This window comes from Carboxydothermus islandicus, assembly GCF_001950325.1.
Lineage (GTDB): Bacteria > Bacillota > Z-2901 > Carboxydothermales > Carboxydothermaceae > Carboxydothermus > Carboxydothermus islandicus.
Window position 1 is genome coordinate 82,203 of the sequence record NZ_BDJL01000035.1, and the last position, 17,747, is coordinate 99,949.

Here is a 17,747-nt window from a genome sequence, read left to right on the forward strand (position 1 = left end):
TAAATATAAAGCTTTCTATTAAGGGCTAAGAGTAAATTTCTTTTTCCTAAAAAGATGTAAACAGGCGGCAGCTATTTCCTGATCATATAATTTGCCGGCACCGGCTTTAATTTCTTTTAGTGCGGCTCCAATCCCTAAAGATGGGCGGTAGGGACGATGAGCACTCATAGCTTCGACAACATCGGCTACCGCTATAATTTTTGCCTCAAGGTAAATTTCATCTCCTTTCAGGCCGTTGGGATAGCCACTACCATCGATACGTTCGTGGTGCTGTAAAACAAATTCGCTAATGGGGGCATCGAAATCAACATCATTTAACAGGCTATAACCCGTCAGGGGGTGAGTTTTAATTAGTTCAAATTCGGGTTTTAAAAGTTTACCCGGTTTATTTAAAATTTCAATTGGTATTCCAATTTTTCCGACATCATGGAGAAGACTTGCTATGTAAATGCTTTTTAATACCGGGGGAGGGCATCCAAGCTCCTGGGCAATGGCCACAGCAAGTCGGGCTACGTTTTCCTGATGGCCGGAAGTATAAGGATCTCGTATCTCGAGAATTTTTGAAACAAGTTTTACGCTTTGAAGATTTTTTGCTTCATTGATTAAGTTTGTAAGCTTAAATGTTTTGACTTCTGACTGCAGAAGTTTAAAATAAAAAAGGCGAAAATCAAAACTTTGATTGCAATCAATATCTACTTTTACAATTAAGTTTTTCGAAGTCTGTAAAATTATTCCTTTTTTTGGAGTTAGAGAATGCTTGGTGGCTTTAAGTGCTGGAAATATGTGAAAAATATTAAAATTTGCAAAATCTATCTTTTCTTGCTTAAACAATTGGTAAAACTGCTGGTTTGCAGCAATTAAATTTCCTTCCCGGTCGGTTAATAATAAAGCGCGACTGGATGCGTGAAAACTTTTTTCAAAGATACTGGCTTTTCGGGCCAAGCTATTTTCCCCCCTCAAAAACTAAAAAACCTCCTGCCCAAGGAGGTTTTTAGTCATCCTTCGGCAGCTGGCTGGCATAGCCTTACGGCCTTAGCCCCTGTAGCTTTGCGTCACCGGCTTTCGCCGGTTTTGCCTTTTTCGACAAAAAATATTTTATTTTTAACAAGTATACTACAAAAAAATGACAATTTTGTAAAGATGGAAGTTGAAAAAAGTTAAATAGTTGTCTACTCAAAATTAAAAAGAAATATGGTATTTTTTAAGCCAGTAATTTAGTTGAATTAAATACGCCATAATCTGGGTATCGCCCATTAACTGGCCAAACCAGGGACGGGCGTTTGGGGGAGAGGGATTGGTGATTAGTTTTCGGACTTCCTTTTCATCTATCAGGGAGTTAATCGGGGAAGAGCTTTCGGCCAGGATTTGCGTTAGCGCTTCTCTTACTAATCTGGTATAAAGCGGATGGTGAGTTTTGGGATATGGAGATTTTTTGCGTTTTAGGACGCAGTCCGGAATAAGATCCGCTACTGCCTGCCGCAGTAAACCTTTTTCCTGGCCTCCAGCGGTTTTATACTGCCAGGGAACATTCCACAAATATTCCACCAGCCGGTGGTCGCAATAGGGCACCCGCACTTCCAGACCCCAGGCCATGGTCATCCGGTCTTTGCGGTCTAACAAAATGGGCATCCAGCGGGTGAGGGTAAGGTAAGTTATTTCCCGGAGCCTTTTTTCTTCCGGGGATAATCCGGAAATTTCAGGAATTTCTTCTAAAGCTTCGTGATAGCGTTTCCTGACGTATTCATCGGGCTTTAATTCGGCAATTAAATCCTGTCTAAAAAGGGTTTTACGGCGATCCAAGCTTAGAGCCCAGGGGAAAGTATCGGCTTCAAGGGCTTCTTTTCTAAAAAACCAGGGATAGCCGCCGAAAATTTCGTCGGCACATTCTCCCGATAAGCCCACGGTGGCTTCTTTTTTTATTTCCCGGCTAAAAAGCCACAGGGAGGAATCAATATCGGCCATGCCGGGAAGGTCGCGAGCGGTTAAAGCCGGAAATAGCGCTTCAAAAAGTTCTTCTTGGGTTAAAACGATATTATGATGAAGGGTTTTAAACTCTTTGGCAACCAAAGGGATAAACATAGCATCGTGATTGGGCTGAAAGGCACTTTCGGTGAAATACAGTTCGTTTTCCGCATAATCCACCGAAAAGGTGTTTAAAGTTTCGCCCCGGCTATGAAGGTGGCGAGCGGCAAAAGCAGTAATTACCGTCGAGTCAAGGCCACCGGATAAAAGGGTGCAAATGGGTACATCGGATACTAACTGGCGGATAACCGCGTCTTCTAAAAGTTCCCGGGTTTTTTTCACTGTAGTGGGAAAATCGTCGGTATGGGGATTAGAAGTAAGACGCCAGTAGGGTTTTATAATTAAACCTTCCGGGTTAAATACGGCATAATCGCCGGGAAGTAGTTCGGAAATATGTGCAAAAACTCCCATTCCCGGGGTGCGGGCGGGACCCAAAAACAATACTTCTTTTAAGCCATCGGTGGAAAGTCTGGAAGGGATGTCCGGATGATGAAGAAGGGCTTTAATTTCCGAGGCAAAAATCAAACTGTCATTTACCAGAGCATAAAAAAGGGGCTTTACTCCGAGCCGGTCCCGGGCTAAAAAAAGCTGGTTTTCTTTTTCATCGAAAAGAGCAAAGGCAAAGATACCGTTTAATTTAGAAAGACATTCTTTGCCCCATTCAATGTAGGAAACCAGTAAAACTTCGGTATCACAGGTGGTGTAAAAATGGTGTCCCCGAGCTTCTAACTCGTCCCGGAGCTCTTTGGTATTATAGAGTTCACCGTTGTAAACGATAACGTACTGCCAATTCCCGTAAGTGCGAATCATCGGTTGCCGTCCCCGCTCCGGATCGATGACCGCTAACCGCCGGTGTCCAAGAATGACATTTTCCGAATGCCAAATACCTGAGGCGTCTGGACCGCGGTGGGTAAGGGATTGGGTCATTTTTTCTAATAGAGGAACGAAAGGTGATAAATCCTTAGAAAAACTTATCATACCTGCAATTCCACACATGTTAATCCTCTCCTATAGGTCTACTTTTGTAGCAGTCTTTTTTATGATATGCCGCAGAAGAGGAAAGGGTTCGCTGGAATTTAACTTAAACAAATTTGTAATACTTTCTTAGAGAATTTGCAAACTGTTTGGGCTAAACTAAAAGCAAGAATAAAAATAAAAGAAAGGAGAGGATTTTAATGAAGAAAAAAGTTATCGTTGGTTTAGTGGTGGTTTTGCTCTTAGCTTTTACCGTTCCGGCCATGGCCGCCCTGACTGCCGACCAGAAAAATGAGTTGATTGACCTCTACAAACAGCAAGCTGAAATTATGAAAAAAATAATTGACGTTCGGGTCAAAGCCGGGCTTATTACCAAGGAGCAAGGGGATTTCATGAAGCAGCGGATTGATGCAATGCTCCAGTACAGAATACAAAATCCGGATGCTTTTGGTCCCGGTTGTGGCGGTTTTGGCAGAGGAGGTTTTTGGGGCAGGTGGAATCAGCAGGTACCGAACAATAACAATGCCGTACCCCAGGGTTTTTACGGCCCCCGGGGTGGTATGATGGGCGGATATTCTAACTTATAAAAGCCTTCCTCAATGCACCTTCCTCCTTTTATATAGATTTTAGCCGGCGTTTTGCCGGCTATTACTCTTTTTTGGGGAAAATATTTTTGAGGTGAAAATCATGTTTTTTCCCAAAAAAGTTTTAATGGAAAAAGAGGCTTTAAATTATCCGGTAGGGGAGAGGGTTTATAAATTTTCCCGGCAGCATAATATTCCAGTAGAGGTTTTGCCAAAAACAGTAAGGTTTACTTCAATGGAAGAAAAGCCTTTAAAAAAATTTCTTGAAGCTAAAGAAACCTTAGCTGTGGTAGTGAAAAAGAAAATACAGTTTTTAACCTGTAAACCTTCGGCGGATTATCAGCTGCCGCTTATTACGAGCTGCCCTGGTTTATGCACGTACTGCTATTTATTTACCAATTTAGGGAAAACCCCGTATCTTCGAGTGTATGCTAACACCGGGGAGATATTCCAAAAAGCTAAGGAAATTATAAATAAAAACGCACGGTTAACTGCTTTTGAAGGATCCGCTACTTCCGATCCCGTAGCGGTAGAACCAATTACCGGGAGTTTAAAAGAAGCTATCTCGTTTTTTGCTCAAATTGAGCTGGGAAGGTTCCGGTTTACCACCAAGTTTACCGACATAGATAGTTTAATTGATTTAGACCACAGGTTTCGCACGGAAATAAGATTTTCCATTAATACACCCTATATAATAAAAAAATACGAGTTTCGTACTCCTTGTTTAGAGGCGAGGCTTGAAGCCTCTAAAAAAATAAAAAAGGCAGGTTATCCCCTGGGGTTTTTAATTGCACCGGTATTTGTCTATGATGGCTGGGAGCGGGATTATAGAAAACTTTTAGAACAGTTAGCCGGGGCCATGGACGGATTGTACTTTACTTTAGAAATTATTTCTCATCGTTTTACCGCCAGGGCTAAAAGTAACATTGAGGTGCTTTTTCCCCGGCACGGCCTTCCGTTAGGGGAAGAAAATCGCCGCTATCAATTTGGGCAATTTGGTTATGGGAAATATGTTTACGATAAAGATAATTTTAATAAGCTAAAAGAATTTTTTTATCAGGAAGTACCGAAGATTTTACCTCAGGTTAAAATTTTATATATAGTGTAATTTATTTTTGACTTTTTTTGATGTATAATTATAGTCAGGTGAGGATAATGTTAAAAGCTGTTCGGTTATTGTTAATATTATTAACTATTATCCTGTCGCTTTTTTGCTGGGGTGGAAGTATAGAAGAGATTGCTTTTAGGGAAAGTGGTTTTTTCCCGGCAGTAGCAAAAGTTTTCAGGCTTAAAAGCAAAAAAGTAAAGAATAAAGAAAGGATCAGGAGAATTAGATTTTTTACATTAGCCGGTAAGGTTTTTGAGATAAAAGATGAGCTGAAATTTTTTATAAGGGCACGTTGGTATCAAACGTCCTTTTTTGAAGGTATTAACTTAAATTGTAATCTTTAAACAATTGTATGAAGGGGGAAGAGAAAAATGACCAATACGATAAAAACCTGGCTTTTAATGGGTGTTTTAACCGTTTTGCTGGTTTTACTTGGCAGAGCTATTGGTGGAACGACGGGAGCCTTTACGTTTTTCCTGATAGCTTTAGCGATGAACTTTATTAGCTACTACTTTAGCGATACCCTGGTAATTAAAATGACCGGCTCTTATCCGGTAAGTGAGGCGGAGGCGCCGGAATTATACTCCATTGTGCGAAATCTTTCCTTAAAAGCGGGCATTCCCATGCCGAAAATTTACATTACTCCGTCGCCTCAGCCCAATGCTTTTGCCACCGGGCGTAATCCTGAACATGCAGCGGTGGCGGTTACCGAAGGGCTTTTAAATCTTTTAAACCGGCAGGAAATTGAAGGGGTGCTGGCTCACGAGATAGCTCATATTAAAAACCGGGATATCCTCATTGGCACTATTGCGGCAGCAATGGCGGGAGCTATTTCCATGCTGGCGGATGTTTTTCGCTGGGGATTGTTTTTCGGAGCTAACCGGGATGACGAAGAAAGTCCCGGTGGGTTTATTGCCGGAATTGTCATGATGATTTTAGCACCGATTGCGGCTTTACTGGTGCAAATGGCGATTTCCCGCTCCCGGGAGTATTTGGCCGATGAAACGGGGGCTAAAATTGCCGGGTCACCGGTGGGCCTGGCGGAGGCTTTAAAGAAGCTCCATGCTTACAGCTTGCGGTTGCCAATGGAAGTGTCTCCGGCCGCATCGCATATGTTTATCGTAAACCCCTTGAACGGTCGGGCTTTGATGGCGCTTTTCTCTACCCATCCGCCTATTGAGGACCGGATTGAAAGGCTTTATGCTATGAGGTGGTAGTTTAAAATTGCAGGTACGGTTTTCAACTGTACCTGCATTTAATTTTATTCCTGACTGTGAAAGAAGGAGAATTTTCAAAACAGGATTAAATCTAAAATGGGGTGGATAAAATAAGTAAAGGTGATTTAAAAATGATTGAAAGGATATCTTTTCTTGTAAAAAAAGCTCCGAAATACGCTAAACTTGCTTGGCGCCTGGTGCGCCACCCGGAACTTACTCTTAAGGAAAAATCGATTTTGGCGGGAGGTTTGTTATACTGGGCATCGCCGGTTGATTTTATTCCCGGGGTTATTCCGGCATTGGGGCAGCTTGATGATTTAATCGTTGCTTTATCTTCCTTGAACTATGCGTTAAAAAAGCTGCCGCCGGATATTCGAAAGCAGGAACTTTTAGAGACGGGTTTAGAGGAAGGAGAAATTGAGGAGGATATCCGTTATTTAAAAGCAATAGCCCGGGAGATAGCCGGACAAACCCTGAATTTTTCCGCAAAAACCCTGGGCTTTGCCGGAAGGCAGGCAACAAAGTTAATGATCAAAGGAACGGGTTTTCTTTTGCGAAAATTAATAAAATGGAGCCAAGGCTGACCTTTTTGGGCCAGCCTTATTCTTTTTCCACAAGGCTAATAGCCCCTGTAGAACAAAAAGGGAGACATTTACCACAGCCGGTACATAAGTCTTGATTAACCGTAACCGGTTTGCCAAAGCCGGGGGAATCGTATTCTGCCGGCTCCTGTTCAATAGCCCCAAAGGGGCAGACCACAACTAAAATACAAGCGGGGGCTTGATCGCAGAGAGTTGGGTCAACTACAGCAACTTTTTTCGCCATGACAACCTCCTTGGATTATGCTAATAATAGTATTTACGAAATAAACTTAGAAATATCTTAAAAAAGTTTTAGCTTTAAGTCAAGAAAAATTTATTTGTGGTATAATGGTCAAAAAAACCGGAGGTTTTCTTGTGGAAAAAGCTTTAGTGGCTTTTTTGGTTGAAGACCTGAAAAAATTTTCCTACCAAAAAGAAGAGTTTTTAGCCCTCCTGAAAACTCGCGGGATTGAAGCTGTTGACATTATAAGCCAAAGGCTCGTGCATCCGGTACCTGCAACTTATTTTGGCTACGGGAAGGTGCAGGAAATAGGAGAAGTTTTAAAAAAGCACAATTTAAATTTGCTGGCGGTGGGAGGAGATTTAACCCCTACCCAGGCCAAAAATTTAGAAGAACTCCTTGAAGTTACGGTAGTGGATCGAACCCAGATTATCCTGGAAATTTTTGCTGAGCATGCCCACACCCATGAGGGGAAAATTCAGGTGGAGTTGGCCCGGCTGATGTATAATCTTCCCCGGATTACCGGGCTTGGACGGGTTTTGTCCCGCCTGGGGGGCGGAATTGGTACCCGGGGTCCCGGAGAGACCAAATTGGAGGTTTTGCGGCGGACTATTCGGAAAAGGATTGCCGATTTGCGCCGGGAATTGAAAGAAATTGAACAAAACCGGGAAGTCAAAAGGTCCCGGAGGCTGGAGGCGGGAGTGCCAATTGTAGCCCTTGTGGGGTATACCAATGCGGGTAAATCCACTTTACTTAATGCCCTTACCGGGGCGGGAGTGCTGGCGGAAGATAAGCTTTTTGCCACTCTGGATCCGACGGTTAGAAAACTAACTTTGCCCGGAGGGCAAAAGCTTCTTTTAACCGATACGGTGGGTTTTATTGAAAATATGCCACCCCTGATTAAAGAAGCGTTTAAATCAACTTTAGAGGTAGTGTATGAAGCAGAGTTAATTTTGCATGTGGTGGATGGGGCAAGCCCGTACCGGGAAGAGCAGGAAGCGGTGGTTGAAAAAATTCTAACGGAAATGAAAGTAAAAGCACCGGTAATTACCGTTTATAATAAGGTGGATCTTTTGCCGGAACCGGTTTTGTTTTTGGGTAAAAGGGCAGTTGCGATTTCTGCCCGTACCGGCTATAACATAGAGCTACTTTTAAAATTAATTGAGGAGAACTTATTCTGGCAGGAAATTACGGTGAAAGCGGTTTTGCCCTTTGCTCGGGCTTTTAAAATTGGTGAGCTAAAGGAAAACTTGAAACTTATAAATTTGGAGTATTTACCGGATGGAATTGAGGTTACCGTAGCCGGTCCCCGGGAAAGGATAGCGAGGCACTTAGGAAGGGAAAAGCTGGAGGAGATCAATGGCGAAAAGCTGGTTTGGACTTAAGAAAAGTTATTTAGATAAAGTAATGGTCTATTTATCCCTGGGGGGAATTTATTTTTACTGGCTAATTATGCTGTATTTGTTTTTTACGGGAGATTTAAAGGTTAAGTTTTATCTTTTTAAAACCGGTGTGGTGGGGTTAATTGCCGTATATTTGGCAAAATATTTGGGTAAGCGCTATTATTTTCCCAGGCCTTTTGTCGAAAAAGGGATTAAACCGTTATATCCCCATGCCGCTGACAGTTCCTTTCCTTCCGACCATGTAACCGGAGCGGTGGCCCTAACGATGGGGATTTGGGAAGTGTCGAAGGCAGCGGGAATTATGGCCCTGGTATATGTAGTGTTTTTAATGATTTCCAGGATTTACGTTGGCCACCATTATCTTCGGGATGTGCTGGCCGGGGCCTTTTTAGGGGGATTTGTTTATTACCTTCTGCAATTTGTTTTTCCTTTGCTTATTGACATTTTCGTATAATTTTGCATAAAATATTCTCCAAATACATGGCAAATAGGGAAAAGGCGATGCGAAGAAAAACCGGTACTTTTTCCTGTTAAAGAGAGCCGGGGCAGGTGAAAGCCGGTACAGGAAAGGCCGGGGGCCGTCTTCAAGCCGGAAAGCTGAAGTAGCAGTAAGCTTTCCCGGGAGACCGTTATCCGAATGAAGGGGGCAGGATTTTTCCTGCCAAGTTGGGTGGTACCGCGAGGGTAAGCCCTCGTCCCAATTGGGGACGGGGGCTTTAATATTTTAGGGACAAGGAGGAAGGGAGAATGGAAAAGGAGATTTTACAGTTACTTCATGAAAATGCCAAGCTTACGCCCAAGCAAATTGCCACGATGTTAGGGGTGACGGAAAAGGAAGTCAGGGCCAAAATTAAAGAGCTGGAAGAAAGAAAGGCTATTATTAAATACCATACCCTCATTAACTGGGAGAAAACCGAATACGAGCCGGTAAGGGCTTTAATTGAGGTAAAGGTAACCCCCCAGCGGGAAGTGGGATTTGACGGAATTGCCCGGAGGATATACCAGTTTGATGAAGTTAAAGATGTTTACCTGATGTCCGGGGATTATGATTTGGCGGTGATGGTAGAAGGGAGTTCGATGAAGGAAGTGGCTTTATTTGTTGCTTTAAAGCTTTCTACCATTGAAGGGGTGCAAAGCTGTGCTACCCACTTTATTTTAAAGACCTACAAGCATGAAGGAGTTATTTTGGATGATGAGGAGGAAGATAAAAGGCTGGTGATAACGCCATGAGTCTTGAAGAAAAAATTAACCCGGTTTTACGGCAGATACCTCCGTCGGGGATTAGAAAATTTTTTGATCTGGTGGCCAATACCAAAGGCGTTATCTCCCTCGGGGTAGGGGAACCGGATTTTGTTACGCCCTGGTATATCCGGGAAGAGGGGATTTATTCCCTGGAAAAGGGTTACACCATGTACACTTCCAATCAGGGGCTTTTAGAACTGCGGGAAGAAATTAGCCGCTACCTCTTAAGGCTTACGGGGATAGTTTATGACCCGGTTCAGGAAGTTTTGGTGACCGTTGGGGTCAGCGAAGGGGTGGATTTAGCACTTCGGGCCCTTGTTTCTCCTGGAGATGAGGTGCTTATTCCCGAGCCTTCCTATGTTTCTTACGGGCCAACGACGATGCTGGCGGGAGGGAAGCCGGTTTATATAAGGACCAGGCCGGAAAACGGCTTTAAATTAACGCCGGAGCTTTTAGAGGGGGTGATAACCCCGAAGTCGAAAATCTTGCTTCTCTGTTATCCCAATAATCCGACCGGAGCGGTGATGACCGCCGATGACTTAGCAAAACTTTTACCGGTTATTGCCGAACACGACCTTCTCGTAATTTCCGATGAAATTTATGCGGAACTTACTTATGAGGGGAAGCACGTTTCCATTGCTTCCTTTCCGGGGATGAAAGAGCGGACGGTGATTTTAAATGGCTTTTCCAAGGCTTTTGCTATGACCGGGTGGCGGCTTGGTTATGCAGCCGGACCTAAAGAAATCATTGCGGCGATGACCAAAATACACCAGTATACCATGCTTTGCGCTCCGATTACGGCGCAAAAAGCAGCAATAGAAGCTTTAAGAAATCAAAACGGTGCGGTCAAAAAGATGGTGGAAGAGTACAATTACCGGCGAAGAATTTTAGTGGAAGCTTTTAGCGAAATGGGGCTCAGGCTTTTTGAACCCAAAGGAGCCTTTTATGCTTTCCCGGATATTTCGGCAACCGGCTTATCCAGCGAAGAGTTTGCCGAAAAGCTTTTATTTGAGGAAAAGGTAGCGGTGGTCCCCGGATCTGCTTTTGGACCATCGGGGGAAGGCTTTATCCGGATTTCCTATGCTACCGCCCGGAAAGATTTAATTGAGGCTTTAAAGAGAATAAAAAGATTTGTGCGGAAAAAAACTTTAAAAAAGCAATAAAAACCCCTTCGGCGGGTTTTTTCTTTTTTTAATTTTAACTTGAATTTTACAGGAAAAAGAAGTAAAATATTATTCGAGATACGTATTATACGAAAGGTGAACAATTATGGAGGAGCTTTTACATCGGCTGGCAGCGGTTTTTAAATTTAAAGAAGAATGGCAGTTAGAAAAAACCGGCCTTAGCAGTCAGGAACTGTTTGTGCTGGAACATTTGCAGGAAGGGGAGAAATTTCGTTTTAGCTATTTTGCCCGGAAATTTGGTTTAAAACCTTCTACCTTAACCGGAATTATCGACCGTTTGGAGCAAAAGGGTCTGGTGGTGCGGAAAAGAGATGAGAAAGACCGGAAGGCGGTTTATCTGGTATTGACCGATAAGGGTCGAGAACTGGTTGCCGAGCATTTTCAGGAAGACCGGGAGTTTTATCAAGCATTGCTAAAAAATTTAACAAACCAGGAAAAACAGCAGTTTCTCGCTTTGCTAACCAAAATCTTGCCCGCTGATTTCGGGGAACTGCTGCCGGGAGGTGAGGAAAAATGAGTATTATTGTCGTGGATAACGTAAAACTTAACGGCAGAGATGGGAAAGTGATTTTGGATGGCATTACTTTTACTGTGGAAGAAGGGGATTTTCTCGGGGTATTAGGGCCTTCCGGGGCGGGGAAAAGTAGCCTTTTTAAGTTATTAAACCGCCTCTTATCGCCTACCTCCGGAGAGATTTATTACCGGGGAAAAAATCTTAAAGAATACGACCCCGTCAAACTTCGCCGGGAAATTGGGTATGTTTGGCAAAAACCTTATCTTTTTGGGCAAAAGGTTCTGGAGGATTTAACCTATCCCTTTCGCTTAAGTCAGGAAAAACCGGACATGGAGTTAATTTACAAATATTTAGCCCAGGCCAATTTAAAAGAAGAAATCCTTGCCAAAAAACCCACCGAATTATCCGGAGGAGAAGCCCAAAGGATTTCCTTAATTAGAACGCTTTTAGTAAAACCCAGAGTTTTACTTTTAGACGAAGTTACGTCCGCTCTGGATACCGAAAACACCCGGGCTATTTTAGACCTTATTTTAAGGGAAAAAGAGGAAAAAAACCTTACGGTGTTAGCGATTACCCATAATCTTGAGGCGTTTAACTTTAAAAAAGTGCTGTACCTTAATGCCGGACAGGTAAAATATTTTGGGGAGGGAAAGATTTGAGCAACTGGTCGCTTTTTTTAAGCTTTAGTTTGGTTATTCTGGCAATGCTTGTTTCCAAAAAAGAGAAGCTTTTTTTAGAAAAAGATCTTTTAGTGGGAAGTATCCGGGCAGTGGTGCAGTTGGTAGCGGTAGGATATATCTTAAAATTTATTTTTGCCCAGAACAATTTCTGGTTTACTACGGCCCTTTTACTGGTAATGGTTTTAAATGCGGCTTACATAGCCGGCAAAAGGGGTGAAGGAATTAAAAATAGCCATCTTATCTCCTTTGGGGCAATCGTGATGGGACTTAGTGTTACCCTGGGAGCTCTTATTGCTTTTCGGGCTATTTCCTACAAACCCAGCCAGGCCATACCGGTAAGCGGAATGATTGTGGGAAATGCGATGGTGGCGGTGGGACTGGTGTTTCGAAGCTTAAAACAAACTTTTCGCGACCGTCGGGAAGAGGTTGAGGTAAAATTAAGCCTGGGTGCTCCTCCCCGGGAAGCGGCTTTTTCCCTTATCCGCGAAAGTATTAAAACGGCAATGCTTCCCACCGTAGACCAGATGAAAACGCTGGGAATTGTTCAGCTGCCGGGAATGATGACCGGTTTAATCTTAGCCGGGGCGAATCCGCTCTTGGCAATAAAATACCAGATTATGGTGGCATTTATGCTGGCAGGGGCGGTAACGGTAGCGGCGTATGTGGCCAGTTATTTTGCTTACCGGGGATTTTTTAATGAAGATTTCCAGATCGTGAGTTAAAGTCCCGAAAATTTCGACAAAAAATTATCAATTTTGACAGAAAATTTTATAGAAAATAATTTTAAAATAGTTTAAAATAATAAGAAATTTTACTTTTAAGATTAGGATGGGAGGACGGATAGGATGGTTAAGTTCTGGTTTTTGGGAATTTTTGTTTTTATTATGCTTGTTTCGGGATTTTTTGGGTTCAAGAAAACGAAAACGGTGGATGATTTCATCTTAGGAGGCCGCAAGGTGGGTCCGTGGCTGTCGGCATTTGCTTATGGCACGACCTACTTTTCTGCGGTTCTTTTTATTGGTTACGCCGGTAAAGTGGGCTTTAGCTTTGGGCTTCCGGCCCTCTGGATTGCCCTTGGCAATGCAGTAATAGGAAGTTTTCTTGCCTGGAAGATATTAGCAAAACCTACCCGGCAGATGACCCAGCAGCTAAATGCCCGGACAATGCCGGAATTTCTGGCAAAAAGATATGACTTTCCCCTTTATAAGCCTCTGGCTGCTTTAATCATTTTCATTTTTCTAGTCCCTTACTCGGCATCGGTATACATGGGCCTTAGCTACCTGTTTGAAGCGGTATTTGGCTTACCCTATCTTTTTGCCCTTTTATTAATGGCCGGACTGACCGCAATCTATCTTTTGCTGGGAGGTTATTTTGCCGTAGCTCTTACCGACTTTATCCAGGGAATAATTATGCTGTTAGGTGTTTTTCTCATGGTAGGGTACCTGGTAAATACGCCGGAAGTGGGGGGAATCAGCAGCATTGCTTCCAAGCTTTCCGCCATTAATCCGGACTTTACTTCTCTCTGGGGTGGACAGGGCTTTAGTTCCCTTTTGTTTTTAATGCTATTAACCAGTTTCGGGAGCTGGGGTTTACCGCAAATGGTACAAAAATTTTACGCGATACGGGATGAAAAGGCAATAACACCGGCAACCTGGGTTTCGACCCTCTTTGCCTTAATCATTGCGGGGGGAGCGTATTTTACCGGTGCCTTAACGCCTTTATTTTTTAAATCCCTGCCGGTAGATCCGGCAACAGGCAAACCTACCCCAGACCTTTTAATTCCCCAGTTAATTGCCCAGCATTTGCCGGAATGGGTGGCGGCGTTGATCTTACTCCTGGTTTTATCGGCATCGATGTCTACCCTGTCTTCTCTGGTGCTGGTATCCAGCTCAGCGGTGGCGGTGGATCTTTTAGGGGAAACGAGCTTATTTAAAGGTAAAGGCGAAAGCCAAATTTTCGTCTTACGCCTTTTAACAATCCTGTTTATCGCTTTATCGGTGGTTATTGCCCTTTTAAAACCGGCGATTATTTTATCTTTGATGGCCATATCCTGGGGAGCCGTAGCGGGAAGCTTTTTAGCTCCGTATTTCTGTGGCTTATTTTTCCGGCGGGTAAATGCGGTGGGCGCCCTGGCTGGAACCCTCACCGGCTTATTAACGGTGGTAACTTTAGCGGTAAAGCACGGCTTTGATGCTAAAATTCTTCCAGCAGCCGGGGTTTACGGCATATTCTTACCCTTTGTGGTTGTGCCTCTGGTAAGTTTATTAGTACCGCTAAAGGAAAGTAAGACGGTGAAACTTTTATTTGAAGAGTAGCGGGATGGAAGGGGAGAGAACTTTGGGGTTTATCTGGAACAGAGAAAGGGAATGTATGTCCAGGAAGGACCTGGAAGAACTTCAGCTTGCGCGATTGAAAGCCCAGGTAAAAAGAGCCTATGAAAAAGTCCCCTTTTACCGGGAGAAATTAGAAAAGGCCGGGATTTACCCCGAAAAAATAAAGACGTTAAAGGACGTGCGGTATCTACCGGTAACGACCAAGGATGATCTTCGGGATAATTATCCCTTTGGTTTGTTTGCCGAGCCCAAGAAAAATTTGGTGCGGCTTCACGCTTCCAGCGGCACCACCGGTCGGCCTACGGTGGTGGGCTATACCCGGGGGGATCTGGAAGTCTGGGCCGAGGTGGTGGCCCGCATCGTCACCATGGCCGGTGTTACCGACGAAGATACCGCCCAGATTGCCTTTGGCTACGGCCTTTTTACAGGAGCTTTTGGACTTCACTATGGGTTAGAAAAAGTGGGAGCGCTGGTGGTACCCATTTCGGTGGGTAATTCCCGCCGTCAGATTCAGCTAATGCGTGATTTCGGAACCACCGCTTTAATTTGCACTCCCTCTTATTCTTTACATCTGGCGGAAACAGCCCGGGAACTGGGGATAGAGCCCAGAAGCTTGGGGCTTAAGTGGGGGCTTTTTGGCGCGGAGCCCTGGACGGAAGAAATGCGGGCGGAAATTGAAAAGCAGTGGGGAATTGTGGCAACGGACAATTATGGCTTGTCGGAAATTATCGGACCCGGAGTTTCCGGGGAGTGTCTGGAGCGAGAAGGACTTCACATTAACGAAGACCATTTTTTGGTAGAAGTGGTGGACCCGGAAACCCTGGAGCCCAGAGAACCCGGCGAAGAAGGGGAGTTAATTATAACGCCGCTGACTAAAGAAGCTTTACCTCTACTACGCTACCGGACCCGGGACATCAGTAAAATTAATCCCGAACCCTGCCGCTGCGGCCGGACCACCGCCCGGATGCAGCGGGTGAAAGGGAGAACCGATGATATGTTGATTATCCGGGGGGTCAACGTTTTTCCCTCGCAAATTGAAAGCGTCTTAATGGAAATTGAAGGCACAGCTCCCCATTATCAGCTCATACTTTCCAAACGGGGATATCTGGACGAGTTAGAAGTGCAGGTAGAAATCGAAGAAAAGTTTTTTACCGGAAAGTTTAAAGACCTTGAACAACTAACCCGCGCAATAGAAGAACGTCTTGCTTCAACCCTGCAGATTTCGGCCAAGGTAAAGCTTTTAGAGCCCAGATCTTTAGAACGCTCCGAAGGTAAAGCCAAAAGAGTTATAGATTTAAGAAAGATTTGAGAAAGGGGATAGAGGATGGCCAGGTTAATGACCGGAAACGAAGCGATTGCCCGGGGTGCTTTTGAAGCAGGGATTAAAATTGGGGTGGGCTATCCCGGTACTCCCAGTACGGAGATATTGGAGAATTTTGCCAGGTACCCGGGAGTCTATGCCCAGTGGTCCCCCAATGAAAAAGTGGCCTTAGAGGTGGGGATTGGAGCTGCCCTTGCCGGAGCTCGAACCCTGGTAACCATGAAACATGTGGGGGTGAACGTGGCAGCGGATCCGCTTTTAACCTTGAGCTATACCGGTGTAAATGCGGGGCTGGTGCTGGTCTCCGCCGATGACCCGGGGATGCACAGTTCCCAGAACGAACAGGATAACCGCTATTACGGTAAATTAGCTAAAATACCGGTACTGGAGCCCTCGGACAGTGAAGAGGCCCGGAAGTTTGTGAAACTTGCCTGTGAATTAAGCGAAGAGTTTGATACACCGGTTATTTTAAGGACAACCACCCGGATTGCCCATACCCATACTTTGGTAGAAGAAGAGGAACCTCAAATAGTCCCTTTAAAACCATACCAGAAAAACCCTCAAAAGTACGTAATGGTTCCGGGAAATGCCCGCCTGCGCCATCAGGTGGTGGAGGAGCGAAGGCAGAAGCTTCTGGAATATTCCGAAAATACTCCGATAAACCGGATAGAAGAGGGAACGGGGGATGTGGGTTTTATCACATCGGGAATAAGCTACCAGTACGTTAAAGAAGCTTTTCCCGGCTTCCCGGTTTTAAAGCTGGGATTTACCTGGCCCCTTCCGGAAAAACTTATTTTAAAATTTGCCGAAAAGGTTAAAACCATCATAGTGGTAGAAGAATTAGAGCCGTATATAGAAGAACACGTGCGCGCCCTGGGGTTAAAAGTCGTGGGCAAGGAAATTATTCCCCGTACCGGTGAGTTAAACCACCAAATCGTGAAAAGGGCGGTTTTAAAATATTTAGGAGAGGAAATAGTCGATTCCCTTGAGGAGTTAGATTTACCCCAGAGGCCGCCGGTAATGTGTCCGGGCTGTCCTCACCGGCCGGTGTTTTATACTTTAAGCGAACTTAAACTTACGGTAACCGGTGATATCGGCTGCTACACTTTGGGGGTGATGCCGCCCTTTGGAGCTATTGATACGACCGTTTGCATGGGGGCGGGCATCGGGATGGCCTTAGGAATGGAAAAAGCCAATCCGGAGTTTTCAAAGAAAACGGTAGCGGTAATTGGCGATTCAACTTTTTTACATTCGGGGATTACACCGTTACTCGATATGGTATATAATGGAGGCAAAGGGACTATATTAATACTGGATAACCGCACCACGGCAATGACCGGCCATCAGCCTCATCCGGCAACGGGTCAAACCTTAATGGGAGAGCCGGCACCACAGGTGGATTTTGAGGCGTTAGTTAGGGCGTTAGGGGTAAAGCGGGTTACGACCGTTGATCCCTTTGATTTGCAGCGACTTAAAGCCGTAATAGCCGAGGAAGTAGCGGCCGGAGAGGTATCGGTAGTGGTGGTGCGGCGGGAATGTGCGCTGTTGCCCAATCAAACCAAAGAGCCCCTGATGATAATTTCTGAAAAGTGTACCGGTTGCCAGCGCTGTTTAAAGCTTGGCTGCCCCGCAATAGCGTTTAAAGACAAAAAGGCTTTGATTGACCCGCTTTTATGTAACGGTTGCGGGGTGTGTGCGCAAATTTGTAAATTTTCGGCCATAATTAAGGGTGGTGATTCCCTTGGATAAAAATCTTTTACTGGCCGGAGTTGGCGGGCAGGGGACTATCTTAGCAAGTAAAATTATTGCCGGGGTAGCGGAAAAGGCTGGACTTGATGTTAAAGTAGCCGAAGTCCACGGGATGGCCCAGCGGGGAGGAGCGGTGGTCACGTATCTTCGCTTTGGCGAAAAGGTAAATTCTCCGTTAATTGCTCATAGAGAAGCGGACTTTCTTTTAGCTTTTGAAAAGTTAGAGGCCTTAAGATGGCTTTCATACTTAAAGCCGGAAGGCCTGGCTTTAGTTAACGACATGGAAATTTATCCTCTGCCGGTACTGACCGGTAAAGCTTTTTACCCGGATTTTCGGGAAAGGGCTCAAGGAGTAAGTTTTAACTTGATTCCTGCCCGGGAAATTGCGAGAACACTAAACAATCCCCGGGGAATTAACATGGTTCTTTTAGGATTTTTAGCAAAGAGGCTTACTTTCCCTAAAGAAGCCTGGCTTGAGGAAATTCAAAATCGCTCGGGAAAGTTTTCGGAAGCTAATATTGCCTGTTTTCAAGCAGGATTTAATTATGGAGAATAGGAAAGAGGGTTTTTCTACCTTCTTTCCTTTTTATTTT

General features: G+C 44.5%; 18 protein-coding genes, 1 riboswitch and 1 other annotated feature. Of the genes, 15 read left to right on the plus strand and 3 right to left on the minus strand.

Annotated elements, in window-relative coordinates; genetic code table 11:
• Positions 1 to 18: 18 nt before the first annotated feature.
• Positions 19 to 942 carry an HD-GYP domain-containing protein gene (locus ciss_RS06095; RefSeq protein WP_166503992.1) on the minus strand — a complete coding sequence of 308 codons (924 nt, stop codon included), beginning with the start codon at positions 940 to 942 and terminating at the stop codon, positions 19 to 21.
• Positions 943 to 1,001: 59 nt separating this feature from the next.
• A riboswitch (cyclic di-GMP riboswitch) is annotated at positions 1,002 to 1,086 on the minus strand.
• A 93-nt stretch (positions 1,087 to 1,179) separates the two neighbouring features.
• On the minus strand, positions 1,180 to 3,018 hold the full coding sequence (gene asnB, locus ciss_RS06100; protein ID WP_075865399.1) for an asparagine synthase (glutamine-hydrolyzing): 1,839 nt from the start codon (positions 3,016 to 3,018) through the stop codon (positions 1,180 to 1,182).
• A gap of 179 nt (positions 3,019 to 3,197) precedes the next feature.
• Here asnB and ciss_RS06105 point away from each other — a divergent pair, with 179 nt between their 5' ends.
• From ciss_RS06105 to ciss_RS06125, 4 genes are all read left to right on the plus strand, one after another.
• Complete coding sequence (locus ciss_RS06105) at positions 3,198 to 3,584, plus strand: YckD family protein (protein ID WP_075865400.1); 387 nt, start codon at positions 3,198 to 3,200, stop codon at positions 3,582 to 3,584.
• Positions 3,585 to 3,684: 100 nt separating this feature from the next.
• Positions 3,685 to 4,689 carry a spore photoproduct lyase gene (splB, locus tag ciss_RS06110; RefSeq protein WP_075865401.1) on the plus strand — a complete coding sequence of 335 codons (1,005 nt, stop codon included), beginning with the start codon at positions 3,685 to 3,687 and terminating at the stop codon, positions 4,687 to 4,689.
• A 371-nt stretch (positions 4,690 to 5,060) separates the two neighbouring features.
• Complete coding sequence (gene htpX, locus ciss_RS06120; RefSeq protein WP_075865403.1) at positions 5,061 to 5,906, plus strand: zinc metalloprotease HtpX; 846 nt, start codon at positions 5,061 to 5,063, stop codon at positions 5,904 to 5,906.
• 131 nt (positions 5,907 to 6,037) lie between these two features.
• Complete coding sequence (locus tag ciss_RS06125) at positions 6,038 to 6,490, plus strand: YkvA family protein (RefSeq protein ID WP_143298494.1); 453 nt, start codon at positions 6,038 to 6,040, stop codon at positions 6,488 to 6,490.
• A gap of 16 nt (positions 6,491 to 6,506) precedes the next feature.
• Here ciss_RS06125 and ciss_RS06130 read toward each other — a convergent pair whose 3' ends face one another.
• Positions 6,507 to 6,731, minus strand: coding sequence for an ATP-binding protein (locus ciss_RS06130; protein ID WP_075865405.1), 225 nt, complete (start codon positions 6,729 to 6,731; stop codon positions 6,507 to 6,509).
• A 131-nt stretch (positions 6,732 to 6,862) separates the two neighbouring features.
• On the opposite strand from ciss_RS06130, the gene hflX reads away from it, so the two are divergent.
• The 11 genes from hflX (at position 6,863) to ciss_RS06185 (ending at position 17,710) form a co-directional block, all read left to right on the plus strand.
• Positions 6,863 to 8,113, plus strand: a complete 1,251-nt coding sequence (gene hflX / locus ciss_RS06135; protein ID WP_075865406.1) for a GTPase HflX — start codon at positions 6,863 to 6,865, stop codon at positions 8,111 to 8,113.
• A complete protein-coding gene (locus tag ciss_RS06140; RefSeq protein WP_075865407.1) occupies positions 8,088 to 8,585 on the plus strand; it encodes a phosphatase PAP2 family protein in 498 nt (165 codons plus the stop codon). Before hflX ends, ciss_RS06140 begins: the two co-directional genes overlap by 26 nt.
• 38 nt (positions 8,586 to 8,623) lie before the next feature.
• Positions 8,624 to 8,834: a binding site (T-box leader), on the plus strand.
• A gap of 44 nt (positions 8,835 to 8,878) precedes the next feature.
• Entirely contained in the window at positions 8,879 to 9,361 is a 483-nt protein-coding gene (locus tag ciss_RS06145) for an Lrp/AsnC family transcriptional regulator (RefSeq protein ID WP_075865408.1), read from the plus strand.
• Positions 9,358 to 10,536, plus strand: coding sequence for an aminotransferase class I/II-fold pyridoxal phosphate-dependent enzyme (locus ciss_RS06150; protein WP_075865409.1), 1,179 nt, complete (start codon positions 9,358 to 9,360; stop codon positions 10,534 to 10,536). Before ciss_RS06145 ends, ciss_RS06150 begins: the two co-directional genes overlap by 4 nt.
• Before the next feature lie 106 nt (positions 10,537 to 10,642).
• Positions 10,643 to 11,074 (plus strand): MarR family winged helix-turn-helix transcriptional regulator, encoded by a 432-nt coding sequence (locus ciss_RS06155; RefSeq protein WP_075865410.1) that lies wholly within the window; start codon positions 10,643 to 10,645, stop codon positions 11,072 to 11,074.
• Entirely contained in the window at positions 11,071 to 11,730 is a 660-nt protein-coding gene (locus tag ciss_RS06160) for an ABC transporter ATP-binding protein (protein ID WP_075865411.1), read from the plus strand. The genes ciss_RS06155 and ciss_RS06160 overlap by 4 nt, the downstream gene beginning before the upstream one ends.
• Positions 11,727 to 12,473 (plus strand): ABC transporter permease, encoded by a 747-nt coding sequence (locus ciss_RS06165; protein WP_077177477.1) that lies wholly within the window; start codon positions 11,727 to 11,729, stop codon positions 12,471 to 12,473. Before ciss_RS06160 ends, ciss_RS06165 begins: the two co-directional genes overlap by 4 nt.
• A 123-nt stretch (positions 12,474 to 12,596) precedes the next feature.
• Entirely contained in the window at positions 12,597 to 14,066 is a 1,470-nt protein-coding gene (locus tag ciss_RS06170; RefSeq protein ID WP_075865413.1) for a sodium:solute symporter family transporter, read from the plus strand.
• 4 nt (positions 14,067 to 14,070) lie between these two features.
• Positions 14,071 to 15,393 carry a phenylacetate--CoA ligase family protein gene (locus tag ciss_RS06175; protein WP_075865454.1) on the plus strand — a complete coding sequence of 441 codons (1,323 nt, stop codon included), beginning with the start codon at positions 14,071 to 14,073 and terminating at the stop codon, positions 15,391 to 15,393.
• A gap of 15 nt (positions 15,394 to 15,408) precedes the next feature.
• Positions 15,409 to 17,154, plus strand: a complete 1,746-nt coding sequence (iorA, locus tag ciss_RS06180) for an indolepyruvate ferredoxin oxidoreductase subunit alpha (protein ID WP_075865414.1) — start codon at positions 15,409 to 15,411, stop codon at positions 17,152 to 17,154.
• Positions 17,147 to 17,710 (plus strand): indolepyruvate oxidoreductase subunit beta, encoded by a 564-nt coding sequence (locus tag ciss_RS06185; RefSeq protein WP_174574966.1) that lies wholly within the window; start codon positions 17,147 to 17,149, stop codon positions 17,708 to 17,710. Before iorA ends, ciss_RS06185 begins: the two co-directional genes overlap by 8 nt.
• The last annotated feature ends 37 nt before the right edge of the window (positions 17,711 to 17,747 follow it).

Bases quoted from the DNA above. Each gene is read 5' to 3' on its own strand.
- ciss_RS06145 (WP_075865408.1), top strand. From the start codon at position 8,879: ATGGAAAAGGAGATTTTACAGTTACTTCATGAAAATGCCAAGCTTACG.
- ciss_RS06175 (WP_075865454.1), top strand. From the start codon at position 14,071: ATGGAAGGGGAGAGAACTTTGGGGTTTATCTGGAACAGAGAAAGGGAA.
- splB (WP_075865401.1), top strand. From the start codon at position 3,685: ATGTTTTTTCCCAAAAAAGTTTTAATGGAAAAAGAGGCTTTAAATTAT.
- htpX (WP_075865403.1), top strand. From the start codon at position 5,061: ATGACCAATACGATAAAAACCTGGCTTTTAATGGGTGTTTTAACCGTT.
- ciss_RS06170 (WP_075865413.1), top strand. From the start codon at position 12,597: ATGGTTAAGTTCTGGTTTTTGGGAATTTTTGTTTTTATTATGCTTGTT.
- ciss_RS06160 (WP_075865411.1), top strand. From the start codon at position 11,071: ATGAGTATTATTGTCGTGGATAACGTAAAACTTAACGGCAGAGATGGG.
- asnB (WP_075865399.1), bottom strand. From the start codon at position 3,018: ATGTGTGGAATTGCAGGTATGATAAGTTTTTCTAAGGATTTATCACCT.
- ciss_RS06140 (WP_075865407.1), top strand. From the start codon at position 8,088: ATGGCGAAAAGCTGGTTTGGACTTAAGAAAAGTTATTTAGATAAAGTA.
- ciss_RS06125 (WP_143298494.1), top strand. From the start codon at position 6,038: ATGATTGAAAGGATATCTTTTCTTGTAAAAAAAGCTCCGAAATACGCT.
- ciss_RS06105 (WP_075865400.1), top strand. From the start codon at position 3,198: ATGAAGAAAAAAGTTATCGTTGGTTTAGTGGTGGTTTTGCTCTTAGCT.
- ciss_RS06130 (WP_075865405.1), bottom strand. From the start codon at position 6,731: ATGGCGAAAAAAGTTGCTGTAGTTGACCCAACTCTCTGCGATCAAGCC.
- ciss_RS06150 (WP_075865409.1), top strand. From the start codon at position 9,358: ATGAGTCTTGAAGAAAAAATTAACCCGGTTTTACGGCAGATACCTCCG.
- iorA (WP_075865414.1), top strand. From the start codon at position 15,409: ATGGCCAGGTTAATGACCGGAAACGAAGCGATTGCCCGGGGTGCTTTT.
- ciss_RS06155 (WP_075865410.1), top strand. From the start codon at position 10,643: ATGGAGGAGCTTTTACATCGGCTGGCAGCGGTTTTTAAATTTAAAGAA.